Here is a 26,567-nt window from a genome sequence, read left to right as displayed (position 1 = left end):
TGCTGCTAATGCAGCATCAGACATTTGTTTAATTTTGTCTACCAAATCTATAGATTTTATATCAATAACAACAAATAATTTTTAAACCAAATAACAGTATGATTCGATCAATCACAACAGGGAATTTTATGGGCGGACTACTATTCCTTTATTTTGTACTTTTTTTGCTCCCTCATAAACTCCTTGCCCAGACCGATATTAAAGGGCGAGTATTGGACGATAACGGAGAACCGATTTCCGGTGTAAGTATTTCGATTATAGGAACCGATATAGTAACTGCAACTAATGCTCAAGGTTTTTTTACGTTAAATTCTGTTCAGAAAGATGTCACTTTAAAATTTATATATATAGGTTATAAGACACAAGAATTAGCGCTGAATGGTAAATCCGAATTAGAGATCATCATGGTTCCACAGCATGCTTCTCTGGATGAGGTTGTGGTCATCGGTTATGGTGCCGTCGCAAAAAGTGATTTGACAGGTTCTGTATCTTCTATTAAAGCAGAAGATCTTACCAAAGGTGTGAATGTAAACGTACAACAAAGTTTAATAGGTAGGAGTTCGGGTGTGCAGATATACCAAAAAAGTGGCGAACCCGGAGCTGCCATGAGTGTGCAAATAAGAGGAATTACCTCCATTACCGGAAACAATTCTCCGCTATATGTTATCGATGGTATGCCTGTGAATGATGCTGTTGCGATAGGCTCAGCCGGTGTAGCAGGAACAACCAACAATCCGAATAATCGCAATCCACTGAATGCATTGAATCCCGTAGACATTGCTTCTATTGAAATTTTGAAGGATGCATCGGCTACAGCTATTTATGGTTCGCGTGGTGCGAATGGTGTTGTGCTAATTACCACAAAAAAAGGGAAAGAAGGGAAAACAACCGTTTCCTATGATGCCACCTTCGGGCAGCAGAAAGTAGCTAAAACACAGCGCTATCTGTCTGCTGACGAATACACATCAGCCATTAATGGAATAATTGAAGAGGGCAAATTGAACACCAGTGTATATCAACCGGTAGAAGCCTCAGCATATAATACCGATTGGCAGGACCTTTTGTTAACGAATGCGCCGATTCAAAGTCATGACATTTCATTTAGTGGTGGCGTTCAACAAACGAAGTATCATATTTCCCTTGGTTATTTTGATCAGGAAGGAGTCATGTTAAACTCTTCCACTACCCGTTATAACGCACGTATTAATCTGGAAACTGGTGTGGCTTCAAAATATAACATTGGCATGGGCCTCTCCACGGCTTATATCAAAGACTATTACAACGCCAACGGAACAGGACTAAACGATAATGCTAGCGCGCTTTATATGGCACAAAATTATGACCCCACCGCGCAACCCTATAATACGGATGGGACTTATTATCGCTCACCCTTGATGGCGCCTATGGATAACCCCCTAGCAATAATCAATGGACAATATGCAGTAGGCGAAACCTACCGAACTTTTGGTAACATCTATGCGGAATATTTTATTCTTCCTTCGTTATCAGCAAGGGGGAGGATCGGGACAGACATCAATATCTCCCAACGGAATTTCTGGATAGACCCCTCAACAATTACGGGGGCATCCTATAACGGATATGCGGATGCCCGTGACGGAAAAAGAACTTACTATCTATTAGAAGGCACATTGAATTATAACAAAACTTTCGGTAAGCACAAGCTATCCGCACTAATCGGATCCACCTACGAAAACTATACTTCAGGCTCTTTAATTGCCAACGCACGGGATTTTGCATTGCCAGATCTCACATACTACGGAATAGGGTCAGGGAATGATGCTCTAAATGGTGTAAATTATGGGGCTCAGGAGAATAGATTACTCTCATACATAGGGCGGATAAATTATAGTTTCGCTGAAAAATATTTATTTACCGGATCCTTACGAGCGGATGGATCAGCACGATTCGGGCCGGAGCAAAGATTTGGTTATTTCCCCTCAGGAGCGTTCGCTTGGAAGATCAAGCAAGAAGATTTTCTGAAAACAGTAGATCCGATTGACGATCTAAAACTACGCGTAAGTTATGGAACAACCGGCAATCAGCCCAATAGCAATTATATATATTTTTCGACCTATGCAGCTGGTAGATCAGCTGTATTTGATGGTGAGAAGGTAAGTACTATCGCGCCAACAAGAAGTTCAAATGCCTATTTAAGATGGGAATCTGCTAATCAATTCGATATAGGTCTTGATTTTACGATCTTAAATTCGCGGATATCGGGAAGTATAGATTATTATAACCGGAAAACCACAAATCTTCTATATAACGTACCTCAACCATTAAGTTCAGGCTTTTCCAGTCGCACAGAGAATGTGGGAAGTATGCGTAATACCGGAATGGAGTTCAACCTTAACGGATCTATCATAGATAATGGAGATGTTAAACTGGATGCCAATTTTAATATCACTACGTTGAAAAATAGAATTTTAAGTCTAGGCAATGTAAGCCAATTTATTGGTTCTGGCCCTGGAAATATCGGAGAGTACAGTATACTAAGACCGGGTGAATCAATGGGTTCATTCTATGGATATATTGTAGACGGTGTTTGGCAAGAAGGAGATGATTTTTCTTTCGTGCAGCCCGGTGTGCGGCCAGGTGATCTAAAATATCGCGATCTCGACAATAATAACATCATTAATGCCAATGATAGAACCATTCTAGGAAAATCATTACCTGATTTTTATTACGGATTCAATACCAATGTCCAGTATAGAAACTTAACACTATCTATCTTTATAGAAGGTTCCAAGGGCGCCAAAATGCTAAACAGCAGTTTAGTTGATTCCTATTATCCCGTTGATTTTCGCAGAAACAAATTAGCGGAGCCCTATTTGAACAGATGGACGGCGGCCAATCCCAGTGAAAAATACCCTTCGTTTATTCCAGGTGACGCACAGGGCGCTCTAAATGTAACAAATAAAACTGTAGAGGATGCTTCCTATCTGCGTCTCCAATCCGTTCGTTTATCTTATAATGTTCCCTTATCGGAAAGCTTGTTTGTCCGAAGCGCGACCTTTTTCATTAATGGCCAGAACTTACATACGTTCACGAAATATTCCGGAGTAGATCCAGCTGTCAATGCTATTGGCGACGATATCTTGCGGGTAGATTATAATTCTTATCCGCTCACACGTACGTTCACCGCTGGTGTAAATATTCAATTTTAATAGCCATGAAACATCAAAAAAGTATTCCAATGAAAATGATCTTTAACTATATCAATGTATTCCTTCTTAGTGGATCTTTAGCGGCATGCAGCAGCATCTTGGATGTCGTACCCAATTCAGAGTTTTCCCCAGATAATGTGCTGAAGACAGAAGAGGGCATAAAATCGCTCTTATTTTCAGCATATGCAGAACAGCAGACACAGCAAAACGCTCGCTTTGTGATCAATGATTCCGAGGTGAGCACCGATATGGCTTTCAATTCAGCTGGTGCAGAAAATGGTCAACTTATACATCTCATAAACTTCACTTGGACGCCCACACTAAGTACTTTCCAAGGTGATATGTGGGGGCCAAATTACCGTTCGATCCGTGATGCTAACGGTGTAATAGAAAACATTGCGGATGCCAACACATCCGAAGAAACCAAGAATCTATTATTAGCGGAAGCCAAAGTATTACGCGCACATGCCTATGCTAATTTGTACAATTTTTTTGGCCCTGTACCTCTCCGTCTTTCTACCGAACAGGTAGGAGATTTGGAACGAGCCACGGACGAAGAGATGAAAAATTTCATTGAATCCCAATTAATTGAGGCTATTCCGAGTTTGCCAGATCCTGGCGACGAAGAATCATTCGGTCGTTTCAACAAAGGAAATGCTACCGGTATTCTAGCTAAATTCTATTTAAATACAAAACAATGGCAGAAAGCCGCAGACGCGGCTAAAGCCGTAATCGATTTTGATTATTACAGTACTACGCAATATAATTTTAAAGATTTGTTTAAAGTTGAAAACGAAGGAAAAACAAATAGAGAGATGCTACTAGTATTACCCTGCCGGAATGAAGCCGGTTATGGCAACTGGTTTATGGCCGGAGCATTGCCACCAAATTTCAAGAGCACTCCAGAGATACCCGAGTATGTTTATCAGCCAACAATGTCTATTTTTGCCACACAATACCGCTTACGTACCGCATTTGTAAACAGCATGTCGCCGAATGATTTAAGGCGTTCACTCATTTGTACAAGCTATATTAACAACAGTAATGTGACGGTTAACATTTTGGAGGCAGACAACGCCCGAAGTTTCAAATATTGGGATAACGCAATAATAGGAAATAACGGTGGCGCGGATGTTCCCGTTTTACGCTATGCTGATATTCTACTAACACGTGCTGAGGCGCTGAATGAACTCTCCGGACCCACAGATGAAAGCTTTACGCTAATTAATCAAATCCGTAAAAGAGCGGGCCTTCCAGCCTTATCATCTGCAGATGCCGGGACAAAAGAACAGTTTCGTGAAGCCTTATTTAAAGAAAGGGGCTGGGAATTCATCTCAGAAGGAAAACGGCGGGAAGACCTGATAAGGCAAGGAACCTTTTTGTCTTCAGCAATTGAAAGGGGCATCTCATCAAGCGTGGCAACCGCAGATAAGTTAGTATTTCCCATTCCGCAGTCTGAAATCGATGCCAATAAACTTTGCGAACAAAATCCAGGATATTAAGAATTTACCATGATGAAAAAGTTAGTTACTGTTAAGATTATCTTATCTATATTTTGTACGCTTTTATTGACCAATACAACCTTTGCACAATACAGTCCTACACCTAAATTTAAAGGAAAAATAGGAAAAACGATCGAAGAAACACAAGAACGATACGCACCTGTTCATCCAGTAGCACCCGAAAATGCACCCAATGTCGTATGGATACTCATTGACGATATCGGATACGGCGCTACGGCAGCCTTCGGGGGGCTTATTGAAACGCCCACATTCGATCGGCTCGCCAACAATGGTCTACGATATACAAACTGGCACACCACGGCGTTCTGTGCGCCTACTCGAGCGGCATTGCTTACGGGTCGTAATCCACATTCCGTGCATTTCGGCTATTTTGCCAGTGAATCTTACGGTACACCTGGTTACGACGGTTACTTGCCTTTTGAAAAAGCAACCATAGCCGAGGTTCTACGAGAAAACGGCTACAGTACTTTCGCAGTAGGTAAATATCACGTCACATCCCCCTCTGATGTTACTGCAGCCGGCCCTTTTAACCGCTGGCCTACAGGCCGTGGATTTGATCATTATTACGGTTACAAACCCAGTGTTGGTGGTGCCCCACAATGGAATGCCGTCTTATATCGGGATACCCAGTTAGCACCTAAAGATCCGGAAGGACGTCATGTTACCGAGCTATTTGCCAATGAAGCCATACGCTATATCGATGAGCTAAAAAAAGTGGATCCGGAAAAACCATTTTTCCTTTACTTCGCTCCAGGTGCCACACACACTCCCCATCAAGTGGCGGTGGAATGGGTAGATAAGTACAAGGGGAAATTTGACAAAGGTTGGGACTGGTACCGGGAAACAGTCTTAGCGCGTCAGAAACAGCTGGGAGTTGTGCCGCAGAACGTAGAACTGCCTCCTCAAAATCCAGATGTTCGCCCTTGGGATAGTCTGTTGGATGACGAGAAGACGGTAGCAGCTCGTTTAATGGAGAATTATGCAGGGTTCGTATCGCATACCGATTATGAAATAGGCCGAGTCATAGATTATCTCGAACAAACTGGCGAACTGGAAAATACATTGATCGTTTTGATGATAGGTGACAATGGAACGATGGGGGCGTCGCCAAGAGATAAACTTGTTAACTATACGGAAACGCTGCCAGAGGTTCTCGCCAAACAATTGAAAAACCTCGATTCATTGGGTACTGCCAAATCATTCCCTAATTATCCAGGAGGGTGGGCCGCAGCAACCAATACGCCGTTCCGTTACTATAAAGAAAACCCAAGCTGGGAGGGAGGAACACATAATGCTATGGTCTTATATTTTCCAAAAAAGTTTCAGGGGAATGGTGAGGTGAGATCGCAATATTCTTACGTAACTGATATTATGCCTACCACGCTCGAACTTGTAAATGCCAAGGTTCCGAAGATCATTCATGGCTATCGCCAAGAGCCCATAGAAGGGATCAGTCTAGCATATTCTATTGATCATCCTGAAGCACCAGAACGTCATACGATTCAGTATCACGAAACCACCGGTTCATATGCATTATATAAAGATGGTTGGAAAGTTGCCTTCCCCAATGGAATGAAAAGTCCGAATGGCGCTATCAGAGAACCCGACTCCAATGGTGTATATTTATACAACATGAGGGAAGACTTTAACGAAATACGTAATTTAGCGGATAAATACCCGAAAAAAGTAAAAGAACTTAAAAAAGCGTTTGAGAAAGAAGCATGGAAGTATAATGTGTACCCGCTCAAAAACAAGTGGGAAACAACGAACCCTTATACGATAAAATATTACAAGGACAATATGCCAAGGTTCTAGTTATATTTGAATGGCTATATGAAGAGCGACTCTTTTAAATGAATTAAACGGTTAAAACATGAATACCATAAAGTTATATCAAATTGCCCTCACTATCCTGTGTAATACTATTTTCATTACACCTTATGCCAGTGCGCAAACAAAGCAGGAAAAACCTAATGTTCTTTTCATCCTGATCGACGACCTGAAGCCTGCTATTCGCGGTTTTGGGGATAGTGCAGCCATCACACCGAATATCGATGCGTTAATCGATCGAGGCGTACGGTTTGATCGGGCTTACAGTAATCAGGCCGTCTGCGTGGCATCGCGAAACAGTCTCCTGCTGGGAAGTCGTCCCACCTCGACAGGACTTTATGATTTTGGGCGGGATATCCGTCAATATTATCCGGACGTGGTAACACTTCCCGAAGCATTTAAAACCCAAGGATATTTCACACAGGCAATAGGCAAAGTATTTCATATAGGCCATAACACCTATAATGATCCACAATCTTGGTCGGCACCTCACTTTCATGAGAAAATTATCGAGTACTTGACGATGGATAAGTCACAGTCCGAATTGACCGTAGAAGAGGCACTTTTTGAAAATCATTCCTGGGAATATGCTTTGAAACAGATAAAAGGTATTCCTTGGGAGTCCCCTAATGTGCCAGATGAGGCTTACGGAGATGGCCGTGTAGCTAATAAAGCGGTTCTGGTATTAGACTCTTTGCAAGCCCAAAACCAGCCTTTTTTCCTAGCTGTGGGCTTTGCACGTCCGCATCTTCCTTTTTCCGTACCCAAAAAATACTGGGATTTGTATGATGCGTACGAGCTCCCATTACCAAAGACGGAGAAACACCCTTCGGGAGCACCAGATTTTGCTATCAAACGCTTCGGTGAAATTGAACAATATCAGCATATTCCTGCGTACGAAGAGAATCGCCGCTATCCCGATTCGTTAAAAAGGCAACTCATCCACGGTTATTATGCCGGCGTAAGTTATGTCGACGCCCAAATAGGGAAAGTACTTAAAGAATTAAGACGGACTGGTCTGGATAAAAATACGATTGTCGTTCTTTGGGGAGACCATGGCTACCTGCTCGGTGATATGGGGATGTGGACAAAACACGTGAATTATGAATTGGCTAATCGTATTCCACTTGTGATCTCATATCCAGAAAAGATTCTGAGCGGACATGCCTCTAGATCAATTGTGGAAACCGTTGACATCTACCCTACTCTGATCCAGTTGTCCGGTTTGAAACTTCCAGCAAACAATCCGGTCCCTTTTGATGGTGAAAGTTTGGTTCCTTTGCTAACAAGAAAAGAACATACAATAGATTATGCCTATCATTGTTATCCCCGCGATGGTTGGATGGGTCGGGCCATCCGAACAGATAACTATCGTCTGGTAGAATGGACCAACCTCAAGAATAAGAACCTAGACCCACAGTATGAGTTTTATAACTATGGGCCAGATCTACTGGAATATAAAAATCAAACGGACATGAATAATAAGGATTTTCAGGAAACACTCGATTTGCTAAAGCAGCAGCCTGCGTATCGTGAACCGCTAGCACCTAGTCAGGCTAAATAGCATTTCATATCATTCGTTATGGCATCCCCATGTGGTTTAATCTATTAAATTTTCTAACGTCCTTCCTTATCAATATCCAGGATTCTGGTACTTTTTCTTCGCCTGTGCATCAAGTAACGTACCGTTTTCGTCTGTTAGCATATTGATGAAAGATTGCGGAAAAGGTTTGAACGTATGGGTTGCCTTAAATGTCCCCTTACCGTTTCCGTTTTGTCCGTTTCCGTTTACCGGATTGTTTGCAACCGGCCAGTTTCCACTCTTGGAAGAGGCTAGCTGAGAACGGTGCAGCACGCGCTCCAATTGTATGCCGGCGTGATGTATTCCTTCATAAACAACTTGCTCGGCATTAAATTCTCTGGAATACTCATTATAGATAAAATGGATAAACCGCTGAAGATTTGTATTGGCTTCGGACGGGTAATTTTCAGCTAGGGAACTAGCCGAACTTCCGTCCCAATAACTGGGGTCAACCTTGATTTTCTCATATGTCGACTCGATGCTCGTATAGGGATAAATCCGTTCTTCTTCATGTAGCGTTTCCGCCCCGGGATAAAGCCGTGCAAGCACTTCCGACCGGGACTCTCCGTTCTTGTATGCTGCACGTTCTCGGAGCACATTGATGTCAGCGAGCGCTTGGTTAAAGTCTCCTTTACGACCATGCGCTTCGGCACGCAATAGGTAGGTTTCGGCTAAGCGGAAGATAGCCACGTCCCGGGTACCAAAATGGTTGTCTACTGTGCTTCTATTGGGATCGACAAACTTTCGTGAAGACGGCCGTACCTGGCGGTTCAGCAGAAGCCCGATATCGCTATTCAGACGATCCGCCCCTGCTTTGCGATAAAAATACTGTCCGTCACGTGTTACCCATCTCGGGTAAAGCACATAAGGTTGCGCCAAAGCTTCGTCATAATCGATCGCTGTTTCTTTGCTGTTCTCCAGAAACACTAGCCCTAGATCGGCACGGCCTATTTTCGGCTGCCCTGCCACAGCAGCACGTCCTTCCCACGACGGGCGCTTATAGGTCGGTTTGATATTATTATTGAAAAAGGTTGCTTCTGCTGCTTGCCATTTTAAGGATTTGTTGTCACTATCCGTATAGGCTAGCCCCGGGCCATCACTTTGGGAACCATTATCAAACGAAGCACTTTGGTATTCTATCTGAAAACTTTTTTCGAACCTAGAATCGTTGATCTTATCTGTAAACACGTCGTAACCCCAATCCGTAGCCAGAAACCCTTGCCCTTTGAGCAGGCCATATCCCCACGTCCAACCTGGTATATTCCAAGCCGCGTTTCGGTAGTTCGCCGTGAAAGCTGCATTTGTCCGCATACCATAACGTCCATTGTCCAGGTTATTCCCGTAGGAAGCCTGCAGGATGATTTCCGGATGGGACTCGTTGCTCCAGTCGCCACGGGCCACTGCAAATAAATCCCAATAGTCTGATGCCAGACTAATCCCCGAACTGATAACCTGATCGGCATAATAAATCGTCGAGTCTAGGTCATTGCTGCCTTCTCCTTTATATAATAAGCCTAAATGTGCGTTAGAATTATCCGGATCTACGGTACCATCGGCGAGACGGTACTGTGCATAATCCTTGCCTTGTTCCCGTTGCAGGTAAAGCTTCGCTAGGAAATGTGCCGCCGCATTTTTGGTAATTCGGCCCCTTTCTGTTTGACCGGCGAACGGTAGATGTTCATGGGCAAAACGAAGATCGGAAATCAGCTGGCTATAAATCTGTGCCGAAGGTGTTTTTGGCAGATAGAATTTATCTGGCACACTATTATTGCTAACTAACGGGAAAGGCACATCACCCAATTGCGTAACCAATAGGTAGTAGGCAAACGACCGCAGGAAATATATCTCCGCTAATTTTTGGTTGGCGTATGCCGGATCTGTTTCATATTTGCCCGGCGGTTGTTGCTGAATGATCTCAATAGCCTTATTACAATCGTTTATAATGGGGTAGGCGCCCAATAACTGTTGCTGAAAGTATCCGATAAGATTATTGGCATAATCGCCGGCTTCTCCACCCGGTGACCAAATCGCCGGACTGTAAATTGCCCATTGGTTGTTTAACGGCTCGACAATATCATTGCCCGTTTCAAAAAGGAAGGGACCTTCCATAAAACCGTATTTCCATCTTAGAATATTGTAATTTGCCACGACAAGTTCGTCCAATCCTTTCTCGGTGTAGAAATAATCCTGTGTAATGGTAGAAACCATCTCCTCCTTCAAAAAATCTTTACAGCCTATTGGTAACACGCCGAGCGATGCTAAAAATAGAAATAGTATAGCGTATCTTTTATGTTTTTTTATGCTCATTTCTTTTTATGCTTAATGGTTATTACAAGGACAATCTTAATCCAAAAACAGCGCTACGCAACAGAATGGTGTTAGCGGTCTGTCCACCACGTTCGGCTCCCGCCACGGAATCCCAACCATTGACATCATCAGGATTCAGACCAACTTTTACAGCCTCTCCTCCCCAGATGATGGGATTAAGCACCTGTGTATATACCTGTAAATTGTTCAAACCAAAGCGCTCCAACAACTGATTCTTGAATGTGTATCCGAGGGAAATATAGCGTAGAGAGACCAGTGATCCACTCGTATAGTTGCGAACGCCGTTGAAACTGGTAAAAGACGCGGTAGTCGGTTGGGGAAATGCAGCATCCGTGTTGTCTGGTCGCCAGGTATCCGTCTCGACTCTTCTCCCCAGTGTTTGTAAAGCCCCATAGTACAGGTTCCCGATCCGGGCATACACAAAAAAGGAGAAATCGAAGTTTTTGTATCGGAAGGAATTGACGATACCACCTTGCCACCTGGGACGGTTGCTGCCTAAAATAACCTTATCATCATCATTGATCGTACCAAAGCCATTATCTAGATAGGTAACCTGCTCTCCGGATGCCAAAACGACGGTCTTTGAACCTTCGCTACCCGCTGCGGATTCGATAAATGGCTGGTCCTTAACCTTGACCTGTCCGGGAAGCGATGTGATGTTACCTATAGTTTTATACAACTCCATCAACCGTTGGTCTTCATCTGTATTTTGCCACAATCGGTCGTATTCATAATCCCGAAATACATTTATCGGGTGGCCTATATACCAACCACTACCTTGGTCATCAACTTTACCATCCGTTAATTCAACTATCTTTTCAACATTCCGTCCCCATGTAATCGAACTCGACCAAGAGAAGTCTGTCTTTTCTATATTACGGGTGTTTATCGTAATTTCCACACCTTTATTGCTCGTTCTGCCGACATTCGTCAGTACACTATTGTAACCCAATACAGGAGGGATCGATCGCGACAGCAGGAGGTCGCTGGTGTTTGCCTGATACCATTCTACACTTCCCGATACTTTATTACTGAACACGGAAAAATCCAAGCCAATATTATGCTGTTGCGTTTTCTCCCAACGTAACGCGCTGTTCGGCATGGAAGAAGACTTATAGCCGGCGTACTGTGTCTCATCGAAAACATAGGCTGCACCGGCTATGGTACCCGTCGTGGTATAGGGAGATACAGAAGAGTTACCGGTCGTTCCCCATCCGTAACGAAGCTTGAACTGGTTTATCCAAGAGACTTGTTTAAGCCACGGCTCTTCTTCGAGCTTCCACGCGACCGCCAAAGAGGGGAAAAACGCAAATTTATTACCTTCTGCCAGTACGGAAGCACCGTCCCATCGTCCGGTAGCGGTGAGCAGGTAGCGGTCTTTTAAAGCATAATTTGTCCGTAACATATAAGATCGTAGTGCCCACCGACTGTATGACGTTCCATAACTCATCGGGCGGCCATCGTCATTTGCGGATAGATTATACCATAGCGAGGTGGGAAAGGTGATATGTTGCGCGCGGATATTGATACCGTTGGACTTATTTTCCTGTGATGATTGTAAGGCGTCAATTTTGAGGTTGTGGGCGGCCCATTGTTTTTCAAAAGACAGCTGATTTTCCAATACCCAGGAAAGCCGCTTGCCTTGGTTATTATAACCGATCAAAGGAGCAGTGCCGACCGCAGAAAAAGGGTTGGTATAGTCCGGGCCATAAAAAGACCCATTCTCTTGTCCGGTGTATTGTACCCCGAACCGTAGTTGATACCGGAGCCAGGGACTGAACGTGATATTCGCAAAACTGTTCGCCAGAACGCTGTACTGTACGTATTCATTTTTACTGTTGGCAATATTGAGCAGTACGTTGTGTGCCGACAGACCGTTCCGGTCCGTATTCAATATATCGCCATTTTCGTCATACGCAGGGGCGTATGGCATCAAACTGAGTGCCTGCCCATAGGAATCCTTACCTCCGGAGTTGGCGGAGTTGTCTGCCATGCCGTAGTTCTGTTTCCCGTAAGAACCGATTGTTGATATGCCCATTTTTATCCAATGCCGGGGAGACACGTCTCCTTTCAAAGTGACGGAATAACGTTTATAGTCCTGGTCGATCATCGCCCCTTTTTGGTCCAGAATACCGGCAGAAAGGTAAAGGGAAGATTTTTCGCTTCCCGAAGACATGGAAAGATTGTGGTTATGGGTAGTTGTTAAGCGAGTCACCAAATCCGTCCAGTTTTGATTCAAAAGACGATCAGGGTGATAAACGGGTATCTTCTCCATATAACCGTTAGCGATTTCTTCTGCTGTAGCATCTCTCAAAACCACGTTGCCGTCGGTATCCCAATCATAGGCTTTTCTGATAGATTCCTGGCCATAAGTCTCGCCTCCGCCAAATGTAAAGATGTCAAAATCCGGATCCGGTGCTGTGCCATATTTACCTGTATAAGTGCCTCCCGTGATATGCGTCGTCCGTTGCCAATCCAATAGTTCCGCAGAATTCATCCAGTCTGTTGTGGATTGAATTCCGTCCAGCGAGGTGTTTCCATCTATCTTAATAGTGACCTGCCCCTGTTTTGCTTCTACCAACGTCACAAGGATAACACCATTCGCTCCCCGTGAGCCATAAATTGCGGTAGCCGAAGCATCTTTTAATATCTCAATGGAGGCGATATCTTTCGGATTCAATACCGCTGCTTCCGCAGCAGAGATCGGAATTCCATCAACGACATACAAAGGCTCGTTGGATGCATTAATAGAGCGGTTACCCCGGATCCGGATGGATCCGATACCCCCCGGTCGAGTATTGGAGGTTATATCTATTCCGGCTGCCTTCCCCTGTATACCGGCCACAATATTACCCACAGGACGGTCGTTCATATCTTCACCCTTGATTTGGGAAATAGATCCGGTGATATCGCGACGGCGCGTAGTACCATATCCTACCACCACCACCTCGTCCAAATCCTCAGATGAGGGGCTTAAGGCAATAACTACTGGCGAGGTACGCACCACGACTATTTTGGTCTGGTAACCGATAGAAGAAACGATTAACGTAAAGGGCAACTTCTGACCCGTTACGAATTGAAATCGGCCTTCACGATCTGTTGTTACGCTGTGGGTAACCGCCTGTAACTGAACCGTGGCACCGACCAATGGCTCGTTGGTCAAGGAATCGATAACCTGACCAGACAATGTTGCGTTGATGAGCGGTTTGGGATCTTCTTGAGCGTATACTATACGTGTACCGCAAAAAACAACAGAAAATAGCAGATAAATAGAATACCGCCGTATTCTTTTTTTGTTCATTTTATACCGTTTAAAAGTTAATAATGACAAGTGCCAACGCCAATTGTCTACTTGCTTTTTTATATCAGAACTGAAAAGTGTTTTTTTTACACTTAATCAGACGATGCAGCAAATATAAAAAGATAAAAAAATAAATACTACTAAATTAATAGTCTTTTTTTTATCGAATCCTCTTTTTCGAATAATACACTCATTTTCATAAGGATTATTTATAAAAGTTTTTTGGAATTTAAAAAAAGTCTACTAGTTTTGTAGAGTATTCAGAATTGCAATGCATAAGCAAGCCAACCGAGTGCGGGCACCACGGTGGTAAAATAATACGGGTATCGTCCAAAATAAGCGCATCCTTTCATTTTTGAATACAATTAAGGTAATAGGTAAATACTAAATTCAAAATTGTATGAAGACACACAATCTACAAGGACATCTTCTCCAACAGTTCCTTCAATACAGTATTTCGGAACTGATCGAACTAAATAATGATCTGGTAAAGGGTACAGGATGGGGGCGGGATCGTTCTGCTTTCCGTACGGCTGTCATCTCTGCGCTACGCAGAAAGGGCGTAGATTTGTCGCCCATTATAAGCAGGGACGACGGTTTTACAACAATCCATATGGTACCTATAAAACTTTCGGGAGATAATAATATAATTATTGCGGGATAGGTAGCTTCTACAAAATGAAGCTAATATACTTATGTGTTCTTAAAAATTTAAATATAGAAGTATGAGCGAAAACTTAAAAAAACAAACTGCTCTAGGAGATGTCGCGGCTCGTCAACTAGCCATAGCGACCAGAACCGTACCTCAGCTTGAAAGCATATCACCTCGTTGGCTGGTACATTTGCTGCACTGGATACCTGTGGAATCGGGCGTATTTAGGCTAAATAAGGTAGTCGGTGAAGATAGTATTGAGGTAGATTGCTCCAGACGGGATGAAAGTGTATTACCACACACTTTCGTGGACTACGAAGAAGAACCGCGGGAATATAACCTGAATGCCGTAAATACATTAATAGATGTTCATACACGTGTGTCGGATCTTTATAGCCATCCCTATAATCAGATCAGCGAACAACTTCGTTTGGCCATTGAAAAAATCAAAGAACGGCAAGAAAGTGAACTTATCAACAATCCAGATTACGGCATACTTAGCAACGTTGCCGCTAAACAGATTGTAAAAACCAGAACCGGAGCGCCAACTCCGGATGATTTGGACGAGTTGATAACAAAGGTTTGGAAACAGCCGGGCTTTTTTCTATTGCACCCATTAGCCATAGCGGCATTTGGGAGAGAGTGTACACGCCGTGGTGTACCACCACCGACCGTTTCGTTATTTGGATCACAATTCTTGACTTGGAGAGGTATTCCTTTAATCCCTAGCGACAAGGTGCCTATCGTAAAAGGGAAAACTAAAATATTATTAATCAGAACCGGACAGGAGCGTCAAGGCGTCATCGGACTCTATCAACCCAATTTACCAGGTGAACAAACACCCGGTCTATCAGTGAAGTTCACCGGCATAAATGACAAAGCCATTGCGTCTTATCTTATATCATTGTACTGTTCGCTGGTGGTACTGGTCGATGATGCAATAGCTGTATTGGAAAACGTAGATATTACCCAATACCATACGTATAATTATCAATAATTTGTTTTTTTAAACCCTAAAAGTTAATGTATGCCTCATTTAGATAAAGAATTTGAAGCTTTTCTAGCGAAAGAAGCCAATAAGCACTTTAAGGCCCTCCCGACAGACAACCATACGGAGGTCGTGGCGTCATCCGTGCAAGATAATTATACGTCAAGAGCATATTATAAGGATTTCGATATCGACAATCCGCCTACAAGTTTTAATGACAAATTATTACATAAGGAAAATATATCTCCAGCTGTCTCCGGTAACGGTAGACAGCCGGAGATATACGATTCTGAACCCAGCAGTATTCCCATTGAGCGTACCCATTCTCTATTGCATGTCCCTTTTCAGGAAACAGCTAATGATCATCTTGATAATTTAAATCAAGTCTTACAACACTTTAGCAGCTTTAAGCATACATCCCAAATTCCTGTTGAACAGCAATCCGCTTCGTATTACTTCTTAAAATCAACGAAAACTAAACAAGAGACCGGAAAAGTATATAATCCGTTTGGCGATACGGATATAAAAAGTGTTCAACGTTTGCCAACTGCATTCGATGTTTACGCTATCCGTCAGGATTTCCCAATCCTTCAAGAGTTTGTAAATGGCAAAAACCTCGTTTGGTTAGACAATGCGGCTACTACCCAGAAACCGCAGGTTGTTATAGATAGAATATCGCAGTTCTATAAGAAAGAAAACTCCAATATCCATAGGGCTGCCCATGAATTAGCAGCGCGGGCGACAGATGCATACGAAGAAGCACGAAACATTATAAAGCGTTTTCTTAACGCTACCTCTGCCAACGAGATCGTTTTCACCAGAGGAACGACCGAGGCTATTAACCTCATCGCCAACAGTTGGGGAGATCAGCACCTGAGTAGCGACGATGAAATCATCATCAGCCACCTAGAACACCATGCTAATATCGTTCCCTGGCAACAACTCAGCAAGAAAAAAGGGTTCAGGATTCGCGTGATTCCGGTAGACGATGAAGGAAACTTATTAATAGAAGAGTATGCTAAATTGCTAAGCCCCAAAACAAAACTAGTATCTTTTACCCACGTGAGCAATGCACTAGGTACTATAACTCCTGTCAGGAAAATTATCGATTTAGCGCACAATGCCGGCGCAAAAGTACTGCTAGATGGTGCACAATCTGTTTCACACATATCTGTAGACCTTCAAGAACTAGATCCTGATTTCTTTGTCTTTTCCGGCCATAAAATATTTGGCCCTACGGGAATTGGCGTATTGTATGGAAAGGAAGACCTCCTCAACAGCACCCAACCCTATCAGAGCGGAGGAAACATGATTCGCGATGTCACCCTCGAGAGAACGGAATTTCATAATGCACCGAATCGCTTCGAAGCCGGAACAGGCAATATTGCAGACGCTGTCGGATTAGGTGCTGCTATTCAGTATGTCCAACGTATCGGTCTTGACCATATTTATCGTTACGAACATGAACTTCTCGACTATGCTACGACTCAGCTTAAACAGATTGCGGGGGTTAAGTTGATCGGCACGGCAAAAGAAAAAACAAGCGTACTTTCCTTTACCTTAGCAGGCTATAGCAACGATGAGGTGGGGCAAGCACTAAATGAGGTGGGGATTGCTGTGCGGACCGGCCATCACTGTGCACAACCGATTTTGAGACGACTCGGTTACGAATCATCGGTAAGGCCATCCCTTGCTTTTTACAATACCTATCAAGAGATTGATCTGCTTGCCAGGACAGTTGATCGTTTAGCATGGAAGGCAGCAAGATATTAGTAAATATATATGTAGATAAAAAAGTTTTGTATACGATAGGATAGAAATTTAAAATTATAATACGATGCATGAGTTCTACGAAAATTTATTTACACGACACCAAGAGACCCATGACATGCCCAGCAATGTCCGGATTTGGGAGTGGGCACGGAACGTATTCCGACTGATGTTCCCCGAGCGCAATTCAAAGAAACTACTATCTGTAGAGGCCGTTAGAGCAACTTTCAAGATACACGAGAATGAACTGTATGAGCTTTTATTGAAAAGTAAAGATTGCGCGGCATGTGACCATGCAAAAATCGTGCGTAACTTTTTCCATGCCTTACCCGATATCTATCAGCAGTTGCTGGAAGATGCACAGGCGATGTTAGATGGCGATCCGGCGGCAAAAAATCTCAGTGAAGTCATACGCACTTACCCTGGTTTTCTAGCAATAAGCTTATATCGAATGGCACATCAGCTATGGCTGGATGACGTACCTCTATTTCCTCGTATCCTAACAGAATATGCGCATGAGCGTACCGGAATCGACATCCACCCAGGAGCCACCATCGGCAGACATTTTCATATAGATCACGGCACAGGTCTAGTTATCGGAGAAACAACTATCATTGGTGATTATGTAAAATTATACCAAGGAGTTACGCTCGGTGCTTTAAGTGTAGACAAATTCCTTGCGGGCCAACGACGGCACCCCATTATTGAAGATCATGTGATTATATATGCAGGGGCGACGATTCTAGGTGGAGAAACCAGAATAGGTCGTCATGCAATCATTGGCGGTAATGTATGGCTAACCAGTAGTGTACCCGCTTATACAACCGTCTACCATAAGTCACAAGTAAAGTTCGCTGATCCTAAAATCGGTCTATAACGATGATACAGGAAATAAACAAAGCGGTGCAGAGTTATTTTCAAAATAACACGGATGCACACGAGGTTCCTGTGAAGGTAATTGCTTCTATTTTATTGGAAAGAAAGGTTCTCGATAGAAACCACGCAGCTGGCCTAAAACTCCGTCAGTTATTAAAGAAATTGGATAGAGAAAATCGTTTAGATGAAATTCCATTTGTATTTCCGCTACGAAAAGAACAATATACGTATTGGTATTTTAAAAGGCAGACTTAACAGAACACAAAACACTATAAAACAAAAACTTTTATTTTTTTAAAAAGACTACTAAGTTAATAGATTTTTTTATATCTTTGCTTTATGATTAGATACGCGAACATACAACAGAAAAATAAGTCAATGCAGATGTATATGTGTTTGTGTATTTATACGAAGGGTTTTCGATGATTGCTTTATGGTATTCCAAAAAACAAAGCCCTTCCGTAAAAAGAAGGGCTTTGTTTTTTGGAAACCGAAAACACTTCACAAAATTTGCCTCATCATAAATTAGGTTTATAATTGGTTAGCTAAGTGAAGGTTCCTGCCCATCAGGAACCTCACTTTATTCAAATTGCTAAATCTTTCTAAGTGATGAGCCGTTACGAGATATCATTAAAAGAACTTGTATAAGCTTATGGAAACAAATACACGAATTTCAAACGAACTCCTACCTACATCTACTTCCTTACGGCCAGTTCTGCTACTTCAGCTCCAAGGTGAGACGAACATTAATACAATCCTCACGGACTTAACGCTTAAGATTAAGAGTAATATCAGGATCATCGAGGCACAATTAGATTATGTAGAAAATATGAATTTCGGGATAATACATCTCCATCTATTGGACGATGACGCACAAAACCAGAAAGTAATTAACTACTTTAATAACCAGCGAATTAAACATAGTGTGACTCGATACGCCTGATAAAGCTTCTGTCTAAAAACAAGACCTTTCATTTTCGTCTCTGTCGCTTACCTTGCAATAGCCGGCTGGTCAAATAGCTTACCGCAGCCCCCCAGCACGGCAGGTATACCAATCTGTTCGCCATGTTTGGTATAGTTCCGCTTTTTTAGCTTATAGCGCCCTTCTGGGATGCAGCTGATGCGCGGTATATTATTTCGATCTGGTAGCTCAATGGTATGGCAGATCTTATCTCCTTGGAAGTAGATCGTTATATTAGTCCCCTGTTCTCCGTAAATCCGTCGGAGAACCAAGGTGTGTTCTGTTTTCATTACGGGATATCTACATCGACGATGGTCATAGCGTTATACGGATTATTCTTCAACGGATAATAAGACTCCATTACTTTCCAAGAACGTTTCGATACCTACCACGATATTCGCGGGTACGTTCAAAATTGGGGTCGCTCATGATACGCGCCCTGTCGACCCCGCCCCGCATACGGACTTCATAGCCTCTGCTGCGATGCTTCGTAAAGGAAACATCCCCGACCTTTCCTCTAAACTTTCTCGTTTTGCCATACTATTATTTTTTGATAACAACACAAAGATGTAGCTCAGAAAATAAAGGCTTGATCAGTACAGTCGTATCGGATCAATTTGGTATCAAAAAGTAGTTTTTGAGCGGGGTAAGAGTATACTGCGAATGTACTGTTAGTGTACCGAAAAGGTACTAAGGGTGTACTGGAAAGGTACTGGAGATCTACTAAGAAGCTACTGGGAAGCTACTAAACGCTATGTATATCTGCCGTAATTTCATGGGCAACCAACTATAGATCCGCAAGCTATTCTTCATGCATCTATCTCTATTTTTTGGATCATTATGGTCATACATGTTCAAAACATTAACTATTACAGGAGATCCCAAGCATCGAGCCTATCTTTCGGTTGCTCGCTCCGTCACGGTGTAATATAATTATTTGTTTAAAGTCCATCGGATCAAGGATATGGGCCATGTCGCCATATTTTTTTCAAGCGGCAAGGTAGTTTCTTGATCTCTTAATAGTGGCACAGAACGAAACGCAATCATTTCCTTAAACCCACCTGTTCTGTAAAAAACCTGATTGACATTGGCACCATTCGGACCAGAACGGCAACCTTAAACATTAAACTAAAATGGCTGCTTTTGAACCGTAACAGCTAGCATCATTCGGCCGAAATGACCAGCACAAATCGAACCGTAGTATCCACTTTTTAGTGTTTTTATTACTGCTAGCTTTGAACGGAAGTTATACTATTCCACAATCACCAGATAATGAAACATTTGCTACAGTTCCACAACTTGCCCCTAGTTCTCGTCCTGCTCAAATGGGAAAATATCACTTTCTTGGTGAGCTTCTTCCATAAATCCCAAGATTTTTCTAGCTATATCAGGGTATTTCTCGGCAATATTATATTTCTCTGAAACATCACCGCTCAAATCATAGAGCTCAAACAAATCCTCATCATCCGATTTGGCATTCAACTTAATACCCTTCCAGTTTTTCCAACGGACGGCCTGCTTTCCTCCTTGCTCATGGAACTCCCAATATAAATAATCGTGCTGCTTTTGTTCCGCTTCATGCCCTAATAAACTGTTCTTGAACGAAACTCCATCCAGATTTTGGGGTGTAGACGCACCGGTAATATCTGCCAAGGTGGGTAAAATATCCCAGAATGCACCGACGAACGTGCCTTTTGATGCTGCTGCTATCTGCGCAGGCCACCTGACGACGAACGGCACCCGTATGCCACCTTCATAGAGGTCTCTTTTTACACCTCTTAACCCTCCCGAACTATTAAAATAATCTGGATCAGCTCCGCCCTCTACATGTGGTCCGTTATCGCTCGTAAAGATGATAATCGTATTGCTGTCCAGCCCCAGTGTTTCCAAAGTTTTTAGAACGTCGCCGACATAACGGTCTAGCCGACCGACCATCGCTGCAAAAGCTGCATGGGGATAACGTTGCGATGCATAACCACCAGGAGCAGCATTATCTCCGTAATCTTTCCCGACAAATGGTGTTTCCTCAAATTTACCTTTATAGTAATTAAAAAGACTATCGTCGGGAACAATCAATTCCGCATGCGGCAAAATGTAAGGTAAAAACAAAAAGAACGGATCATGTTGATTCTCCCGAATAAAGTTTATTGTCTGCTCATGGATTAAATCTGGGGCATATTGTTTTTGCTCCTGCAGATTCTTGTTCTCCGTGAGAAGCACTTTCTGCCCATTGTCCCAAAGATGCTCCGGATAATACCGATGTGCCAAACTCTGACAATTATAGCCATAGAATTTATCAAATCCTTGACGATTGGGATCGCCTGATGAACCGACCGGTCCCAGCCCCCATTTGCCAAAAGCACCGGTTTTGTACCCTCGATCTTGTAGTACTTCCGCCAAGGTCACTACGGAATCGGCGATAGGAAACTGTCCTTCGGGTTCCACACCTTTATTGCCGCGTATAAAAGTGTGCCCGGTGTGTTGCCCACTTATAAGGGATGAGCGTGACGGAGCACACACTGTACTCCCCGCATAAAACGTATCATACACTCTGCCTTCTTTAGCCAGTAGGTCTATATGTGGTGTCTGAATGAGTTCCTGCCCGTTAAATCCTACATCCCCATAGCCCAAGTCATCAGCTAAGATGAATATGATATTGGGTTTATCCTGCGCTCTTTCCTGAGCGAATATCGGCCCGTTCCACAAAATAGAGACGGTTAGTAGGAACCGGCCTATGCCATTTATCAGTTTATCCATTGCTATTTCCAATTTTCTTTTTGTTCTAAATTTCGATTAATGTCTATTTCATCTTGGGGTATCGGCCAAGGTAAATCGGAAGCCGAAGCCTTTAGGGTCAGCACCTTGTAATGGCCTTGCGGACCAACCGGAAAACGAGTATAACTACTTGGGTCATTGGTCAACTTTATACCATATAACACCTTATTACTCAATCGTTCATCCACCTCTCCCCATCGCGCCAAATCCCAATATCGTAATCCCTCGAAGGCAAGCTCGACACGTCGCTCCCTTTTTACAATTTCCAAGAGCAAATTACTATTTTTTTCAGTAACATCCGGCATGTTTACCGTCGCTCTGCGGCGTACACTGTTAATGGTCAAATCTAGCAAGGCGGTCGTAATCGCCTCACCAGCCATAATTTGGCATTCCAAATAACTCAACAAGACTTCCGCATACCTGATCACAGGGATATCCACGCCGGAGTTATATAAATCGCCATTATAGGTGTTGTCCACATATTTCTGAAGACAGTATCCGGTCATACCGGCATCATAGGTAAATACATCGCCGATAACGGAAGTGGAATCTGGATGACCTTGATAAAGCACATTGTTGAGCAACGATATCCCCGGGTAAAAAATAGTTTTTGTTAACCGGGGATCGCGATAATTCACACCATTTTTGACGACCGGATAGTTAACATCATAAAGCGGACTCTCTCCTATGGGCAGCCCATCTATACATAAATAGCTATCGACCAAATCCTGGGAAGGGTTTAAATGATGCCAGCCGCCCCCTAAGCTTGGGCGATAATATAATTGTGTGGGGTTGGTTACCTCTCCCTCCAAATACTTCCTTGAAAATATGATTTCACGACTATTCTCGTTTTTACCGTTGAATAGCTCTTCATATTGATTATCAATAACGTGCACACCTGATTCGATAACAGCTTCAAAAGCTTGGGCCGCTTCCTGCCATTTCTTATCCCACATCAGCAACCTTCCTTTTAACGCAAGGGCAGCACCTTTCAAGATCCGTCCATGCTCTGTACCGGGACGTGTTTCTGGTAAATAGGGCGCAATTTCCGAGAGCTCTGTCAAAAGAAATTCATAAACCTGCGTTTTGTCCGTCACGCTCACCGTGTTCGCTTCATTTTGATCTAATAGTTTGGTGACCAACGGGACATCTCCCCAATAGCTATACAGATTGAAGTATGTAAATGCCCGCAAAAATCGAACTTCTGCCTTCAATTGGTTCTTTTCCTCATCATCTAGCTCAGAGACCTGATCGATGTTTTCCAGAAAGAAGTTTGCGGCAGCAATTTCTCGGTAAGAACCGTTCCAATAACTTTTAATCTCCGAAGTAGAGGTGTTGAGATTGCCATAGGTTAAAAATGCCGCATTGGGCTTCCGATTGATTCCATTATCGCTATTGGCGTCGAAGGCACAGATTTGCTCGGAACTCGTCCAGGTTGTTGACTTACTGTAAACGCCGGCCAGCGCCAGATATGCGTCGTTGCTGGTCGTCCAAAAATTCTCAGAAGCAATCGACGTCAATGGCTGTTTGTCTAACAAACTCCCTACGCAGGATGTAAAAATTATCGCAGCGACTGCCAATACACTATATTTCACTTTCGTTATTCCTTCCATCACCTTAAAAATTAATATTCAATCCGAGTATATATGTACGAGTCATTGGATAATGCACACCTTCGCCAACCATCACATCGATCTCTGGATCCCATCCTTCAAAAAATCGATCGAAAGTCAACAGATTTCTTCCTGAGAGAAAGATTCGAGCCTGACCAACTCCTATTTTCTTAGACAAAGCCTGGTTAAACGTGTAGCCAACCAAGGCCGACCGCACTTTGAGATAAGAAGCATCTTTTGCCCAATAGGTAGAAATATAGGAATAGGGTTCATCATTCCCACCACCGTGGGTGTAAAATCTCGGGTAGATGGCATTAGGGTCGGGATTCTCCGGTGTCCAGCGGTTATCCCACATCCATTGTTGCACGTTAGACTTATTAGCAAAAGCTCGCCCGGCCATGTTGCTCAGGTATTTTTTCATTCCACCAGCTCCATCCAACAAGATATTGAAATCAAAACCCTTCCAATTGGCACTTAAGCTCAATCCAAAATTATATTTCGGTGTGGTCTGCCCGATAACCCGTCTGTCATAAGCAGCGTCTACTTTTCCGTCTGGAACGCCATCCGGCCCACTGATATCTTTATATTTAATATCCCCTGGAACCGCATCATAAGCTTGTTTTGCATAATTGGCGATATCTTCCTCGTCTCGAAACAGGCCATCAGCTACGTAGCCGTAGATGGCATGCAAAGGCGGACCAACAAATAATCCATTAGCTATATCTCGTTCAATATTGGCCAATTGTAATACCTCAGAGTGTATGCTTGCATATCGTGGACTAATTGAATAGCCGAAATCTCCTACCTTTCCTTTGTAAGTTAACTGAAAGTCCCATCCGCTATTGCGAACCTTACCCGCATTCACAGGAGATGTATCCAGCCCTAAAACACCAGCCGTCGTTACGGAGTATAAAATATCACTGGTTGTTTTGTTGTAATAGTCGGCCACAAAATTAAGCTGTCCGTTGAGCACCGAAACATCCAAACCAATATCGCTGATTTCAGTGCTTTCCCAACCAATATCCCGAAATGGCAAGGTATTAAGTGTCACGCCTGGATTGATATTGTCACCCCATACGGCGTTGCTACCACTAGAAAGAAATGACTGATAAGGATAATTACCTATTTGTTGATTCCCCAATCTACCCCAAGACGCCCTAAGTTTCAAACCGCTTACCCACGGTAATGCATCTTGGACGGCTTGTTCTTCAGCAATGTTCCAACCTGCCGAAAAAGAAGGGAAAAGACCAAATTTCTTTCCATCCCTGAATCTGGAAGAACCATCATAACGCAGATTAGCCTCTACGAGATATCGATCTTTGAAACTGTATTTTGCCCTTCCGAAAAAGGACACCAACGCCCACGCGGAAGCTCCTCCAGTATTTTTCTGATTTGCTGAACTACCAGCGTCGAGCTCATACAAATCGTTGGTAGGGAATTCATCCCTATAACCTGTTAGGTATTCGTACTTGCTTTCTATTTGTGAATAGCCCGCTAGTCCAGAGATATCGTGATCACCAAAGGATTGCTGATAAGAAACCAAACCTTCCAAGGTGAGTTCCCTTCTCAAATCCCAGTTTACATCAAGTTTGGCCGGTCCGTTATAGGTCGTTGCATCCACCTGTTCATCAGCCGCAAAGAGTTTATAGTTTTGATTATTATAAACATATCCCGACCGTAATTGTAACGTCAAAGGCCCAAACAGTTGGTAATCCAGATTGACGTTCCCTGTAAAATTGGAATTACGTTCATACTCGAAAGAATTGGCGTCTAGATCTGCCCAAGGAGCTCCTTTATCTACTCGCCCGTAATATCCTTCCGAGGTCCGTGCAGGAATGGCAGAAGGCATCCTCGCAATCCTGGTTACCACACGCATGGTGTTGCGATCACCAGTTTGTGCTCCGGGTCCGGTTTCATCATCAACAACACCCGCAAAGTTAGCCGTTAGTTTCAATTTGTCCGTTAACTGATTGTCTAGGTTTAACCGGATATTATACTTATTGTAGAAGTTTTCCAAATTATCCTTATAACTCGACGAACGATTGTTCTGCAACAAACCGTCATTTCTCAGATAGCCTCCCGACAAGCGATAGGTTAATTTTTCTCCTCCTCCCGCAAAAGACAAGTTGTGAAAAGTTTGGTAGGCTTGATTATCAAATGCCATTTCGTAATGTTTGTCGTTTGGGTATAGATCAGGATTATTACCATTGATAAAATGCTGGATATCTTCCTCGCTGTATACTGCTCCTTGTCCAGCGTTGGTCAGTGCTTCATTATAGGCTTGGGCATATATCCAAGAATCAACGAATTTAGGCATGTCAGCCAGTTCGCTGAATCCAACCGTTGCATTATAGATAATTTGAGTCTTATCCCTTATACCCTTCTTCGTTTGTACGAGGATGACGCCATTTGCTGCCCTTGCTCCATAAATTGCTGCCGAAGAAGCATCTTTTAATATGGAAATATTATCTACGTCCTGAGGGTTCACTGCATCGAGACTTCCAGGGATGCCGTCGATCAGCACTAAAGGCTGATTACCGGCAGAACTGAAGGTGCCGTGCCCACGGATTACTACTGAAGGAGACGATCCCGGTCGGCCGTCCGCTTGTTGAATAGTAACACCTACAGCTTCACCTTGTAATGCCTGTCCTAAAGAGATTACTGGCTTTTCAACAAGCTGCTCTTGCTGGATGGTTTCTAAGGATCCGGTTAGATCTTTCTTGCGCTGCGTTCCGTAGCCGACAACGACTATTTCGTCTATCTCTTCTGTAGATGGCTCCAATTCAATAACGGTCGGCGATATGGATGCGATAAGTTCCTTCGACACATAGCCTACAAACGATACTTTTATCTTAAATGGTAATTTCTGACCAGTTAAAAACTCGAAACGGCCCAATCGGTCTGTTTTCACGGTGTGTGTAACCGCATGCAGTTGTACCGTGACGCCTTCTAACGGTTCCTTTGTTAACGCGTCGATGACCGTACCTTGCAACGACGCATTTATTATAGGTTTGATTTCCTGTGCATATACTTCATGCACGATTGATGCGCTACCCAATAATGCAGCTACCAGTGAATACCGAAGTATTTGTTTTTTTATGATATACCTTTTCATTTAATAGTAAAAAACAAGTGCCAACGCCAATTGAGTACTTGGTTTATAGTTAAAACATCCCTTCC

The 26,567-nt window shown here is 43.2% G+C and carries 16 protein-coding genes; 10 read left to right on the top strand and 6 right to left on the bottom strand.

Annotation, left to right across the window (positions count from 1 at the left end; all coding sequences use genetic code 11):
• The first annotated feature begins 98 nt into the window (after positions 1-98).
• Genes EWE74_RS17075 through EWE74_RS17060 form a run of 4 tightly spaced genes read left to right on the top strand, consistent with a single transcriptional unit; the run spans position 99 to position 8,105 of the window.
• On the top strand, positions 99-3,188 hold the full coding sequence (locus EWE74_RS17075) for a SusC/RagA family TonB-linked outer membrane protein (protein WP_130142877.1): 3,090 nt from the start codon (positions 99-101) through the stop codon (positions 3,186-3,188).
• 29 nt (positions 3,189-3,217) lie between these two features.
• The gene (locus EWE74_RS17070) at positions 3,218-4,690 is read left to right on the top strand and encodes a RagB/SusD family nutrient uptake outer membrane protein (RefSeq protein WP_239018695.1); all 1,473 of its coding nucleotides are present in this window, start codon (positions 3,218-3,220) and stop codon (positions 4,688-4,690) included.
• Positions 4,691-4,699: 9 nt separating this feature from the next.
• A complete protein-coding gene (locus tag EWE74_RS17065; protein ID WP_130142876.1) occupies positions 4,700-6,526 on the top strand; it encodes an arylsulfatase in 1,827 nt (608 codons plus the stop codon).
• Positions 6,527-6,584: 58 nt separating this feature from the next.
• Positions 6,585-8,105 (top strand): sulfatase, encoded by a 1,521-nt coding sequence (locus EWE74_RS17060; RefSeq protein ID WP_130142875.1) that lies wholly within the window; start codon positions 6,585-6,587, stop codon positions 8,103-8,105.
• 69 nt (positions 8,106-8,174) lie between these two features.
• Here EWE74_RS17060 and EWE74_RS17055 read toward each other — a convergent pair whose 3' ends face one another.
• Together EWE74_RS17055 and EWE74_RS17050 are read right to left on the bottom strand one after the other, a co-directional pair.
• Entirely contained in the window at positions 8,175-10,430 is a 2,256-nt protein-coding gene (locus EWE74_RS17055) for a RagB/SusD family nutrient uptake outer membrane protein (RefSeq protein WP_206365289.1), read from the bottom strand.
• Between the two features lie 22 nt (positions 10,431-10,452).
• A complete protein-coding gene (locus EWE74_RS17050) occupies positions 10,453-13,752 on the bottom strand; it encodes a SusC/RagA family TonB-linked outer membrane protein (RefSeq protein WP_130142874.1) in 3,300 nt (1,099 codons plus the stop codon).
• Between the two features lie 400 nt (positions 13,753-14,152).
• Here EWE74_RS17050 and EWE74_RS17045 point away from each other — a divergent pair, with 400 nt between their 5' ends.
• The 6 genes from EWE74_RS17045 to EWE74_RS17020 all read left to right on the top strand — a co-directional run bounded on the left by EWE74_RS17045 (position 14,153) and on the right by EWE74_RS17020 (position 18,981).
• Positions 14,153-14,416 (top strand): 5-oxoprolinase, encoded by a 264-nt coding sequence (locus tag EWE74_RS17045; RefSeq protein ID WP_130142873.1) that lies wholly within the window; start codon positions 14,153-14,155, stop codon positions 14,414-14,416.
• A 61-nt stretch (positions 14,417-14,477) separates the two neighbouring features.
• Complete coding sequence (locus tag EWE74_RS17040) at positions 14,478-15,401, top strand: family 2A encapsulin nanocompartment shell protein (protein ID WP_130142872.1); 924 nt, start codon at positions 14,478-14,480, stop codon at positions 15,399-15,401.
• 30 nt (positions 15,402-15,431) lie between these two features.
• Positions 15,432-17,165 carry a family 2A encapsulin nanocompartment cargo protein cysteine desulfurase gene (locus tag EWE74_RS17035; protein WP_130142871.1) on the top strand — a complete coding sequence of 578 codons (1,734 nt, stop codon included), beginning with the start codon at positions 15,432-15,434 and terminating at the stop codon, positions 17,163-17,165.
• Positions 17,166-17,229: 64 nt separating this feature from the next.
• Positions 17,230-18,039 (top strand): serine O-acetyltransferase, encoded by an 810-nt coding sequence (locus tag EWE74_RS17030; RefSeq protein ID WP_130142870.1) that lies wholly within the window; start codon positions 17,230-17,232, stop codon positions 18,037-18,039.
• Positions 18,040-18,041: 2 nt separating this feature from the next.
• Positions 18,042-18,293 carry a hypothetical protein gene (locus EWE74_RS17025; RefSeq protein WP_130142869.1) on the top strand — a complete coding sequence of 84 codons (252 nt, stop codon included), beginning with the start codon at positions 18,042-18,044 and terminating at the stop codon, positions 18,291-18,293.
• A gap of 397 nt (positions 18,294-18,690) precedes the next feature.
• Positions 18,691-18,981, top strand: a complete 291-nt coding sequence (locus EWE74_RS17020) for an NIL domain-containing protein (protein ID WP_130142868.1) — start codon at positions 18,691-18,693, stop codon at positions 18,979-18,981.
• A 47-nt stretch (positions 18,982-19,028) separates the two neighbouring features.
• On the opposite strand, the gene EWE74_RS17015 is transcribed toward EWE74_RS17020, so the two are convergent.
• The 4 genes from EWE74_RS17015 to EWE74_RS17000 form a co-directional block, all read right to left on the bottom strand.
• Positions 19,029-19,289 carry a DUF5675 family protein gene (locus tag EWE74_RS17015; protein ID WP_130142867.1) on the bottom strand — a complete coding sequence of 87 codons (261 nt, stop codon included), beginning with the start codon at positions 19,287-19,289 and terminating at the stop codon, positions 19,029-19,031.
• A gap of 1,015 nt (positions 19,290-20,304) precedes the next feature.
• The gene (locus EWE74_RS17010) at positions 20,305-21,756 is read right to left on the bottom strand and encodes an arylsulfatase (protein ID WP_130142866.1); all 1,452 of its coding nucleotides are present in this window, start codon (positions 21,754-21,756) and stop codon (positions 20,305-20,307) included.
• A 2-nt stretch (positions 21,757-21,758) separates the two neighbouring features.
• Entirely contained in the window at positions 21,759-23,387 is a 1,629-nt protein-coding gene (locus EWE74_RS17005; protein ID WP_130142865.1) for a RagB/SusD family nutrient uptake outer membrane protein, read from the bottom strand.
• Between the two features lie 4 nt (positions 23,388-23,391).
• On the bottom strand, positions 23,392-26,502 hold the full coding sequence (locus EWE74_RS17000) for a SusC/RagA family TonB-linked outer membrane protein (protein WP_130142864.1): 3,111 nt from the start codon (positions 26,500-26,502) through the stop codon (positions 23,392-23,394).
• Positions 26,503-26,567 lie beyond the last annotated feature (65 nt).

Origin of the sequence: Sphingobacterium corticibacterium (assembly GCF_004208525.1) — a bacterium.
Classification (GTDB): domain Bacteria; phylum Bacteroidota; class Bacteroidia; order Sphingobacteriales; family Sphingobacteriaceae; genus Sphingobacterium; species Sphingobacterium corticibacterium.
The sequence above is the reverse complement of the archived record's forward strand: the minus strand, read 5'-3'. Positions and strand labels throughout refer to the sequence as shown.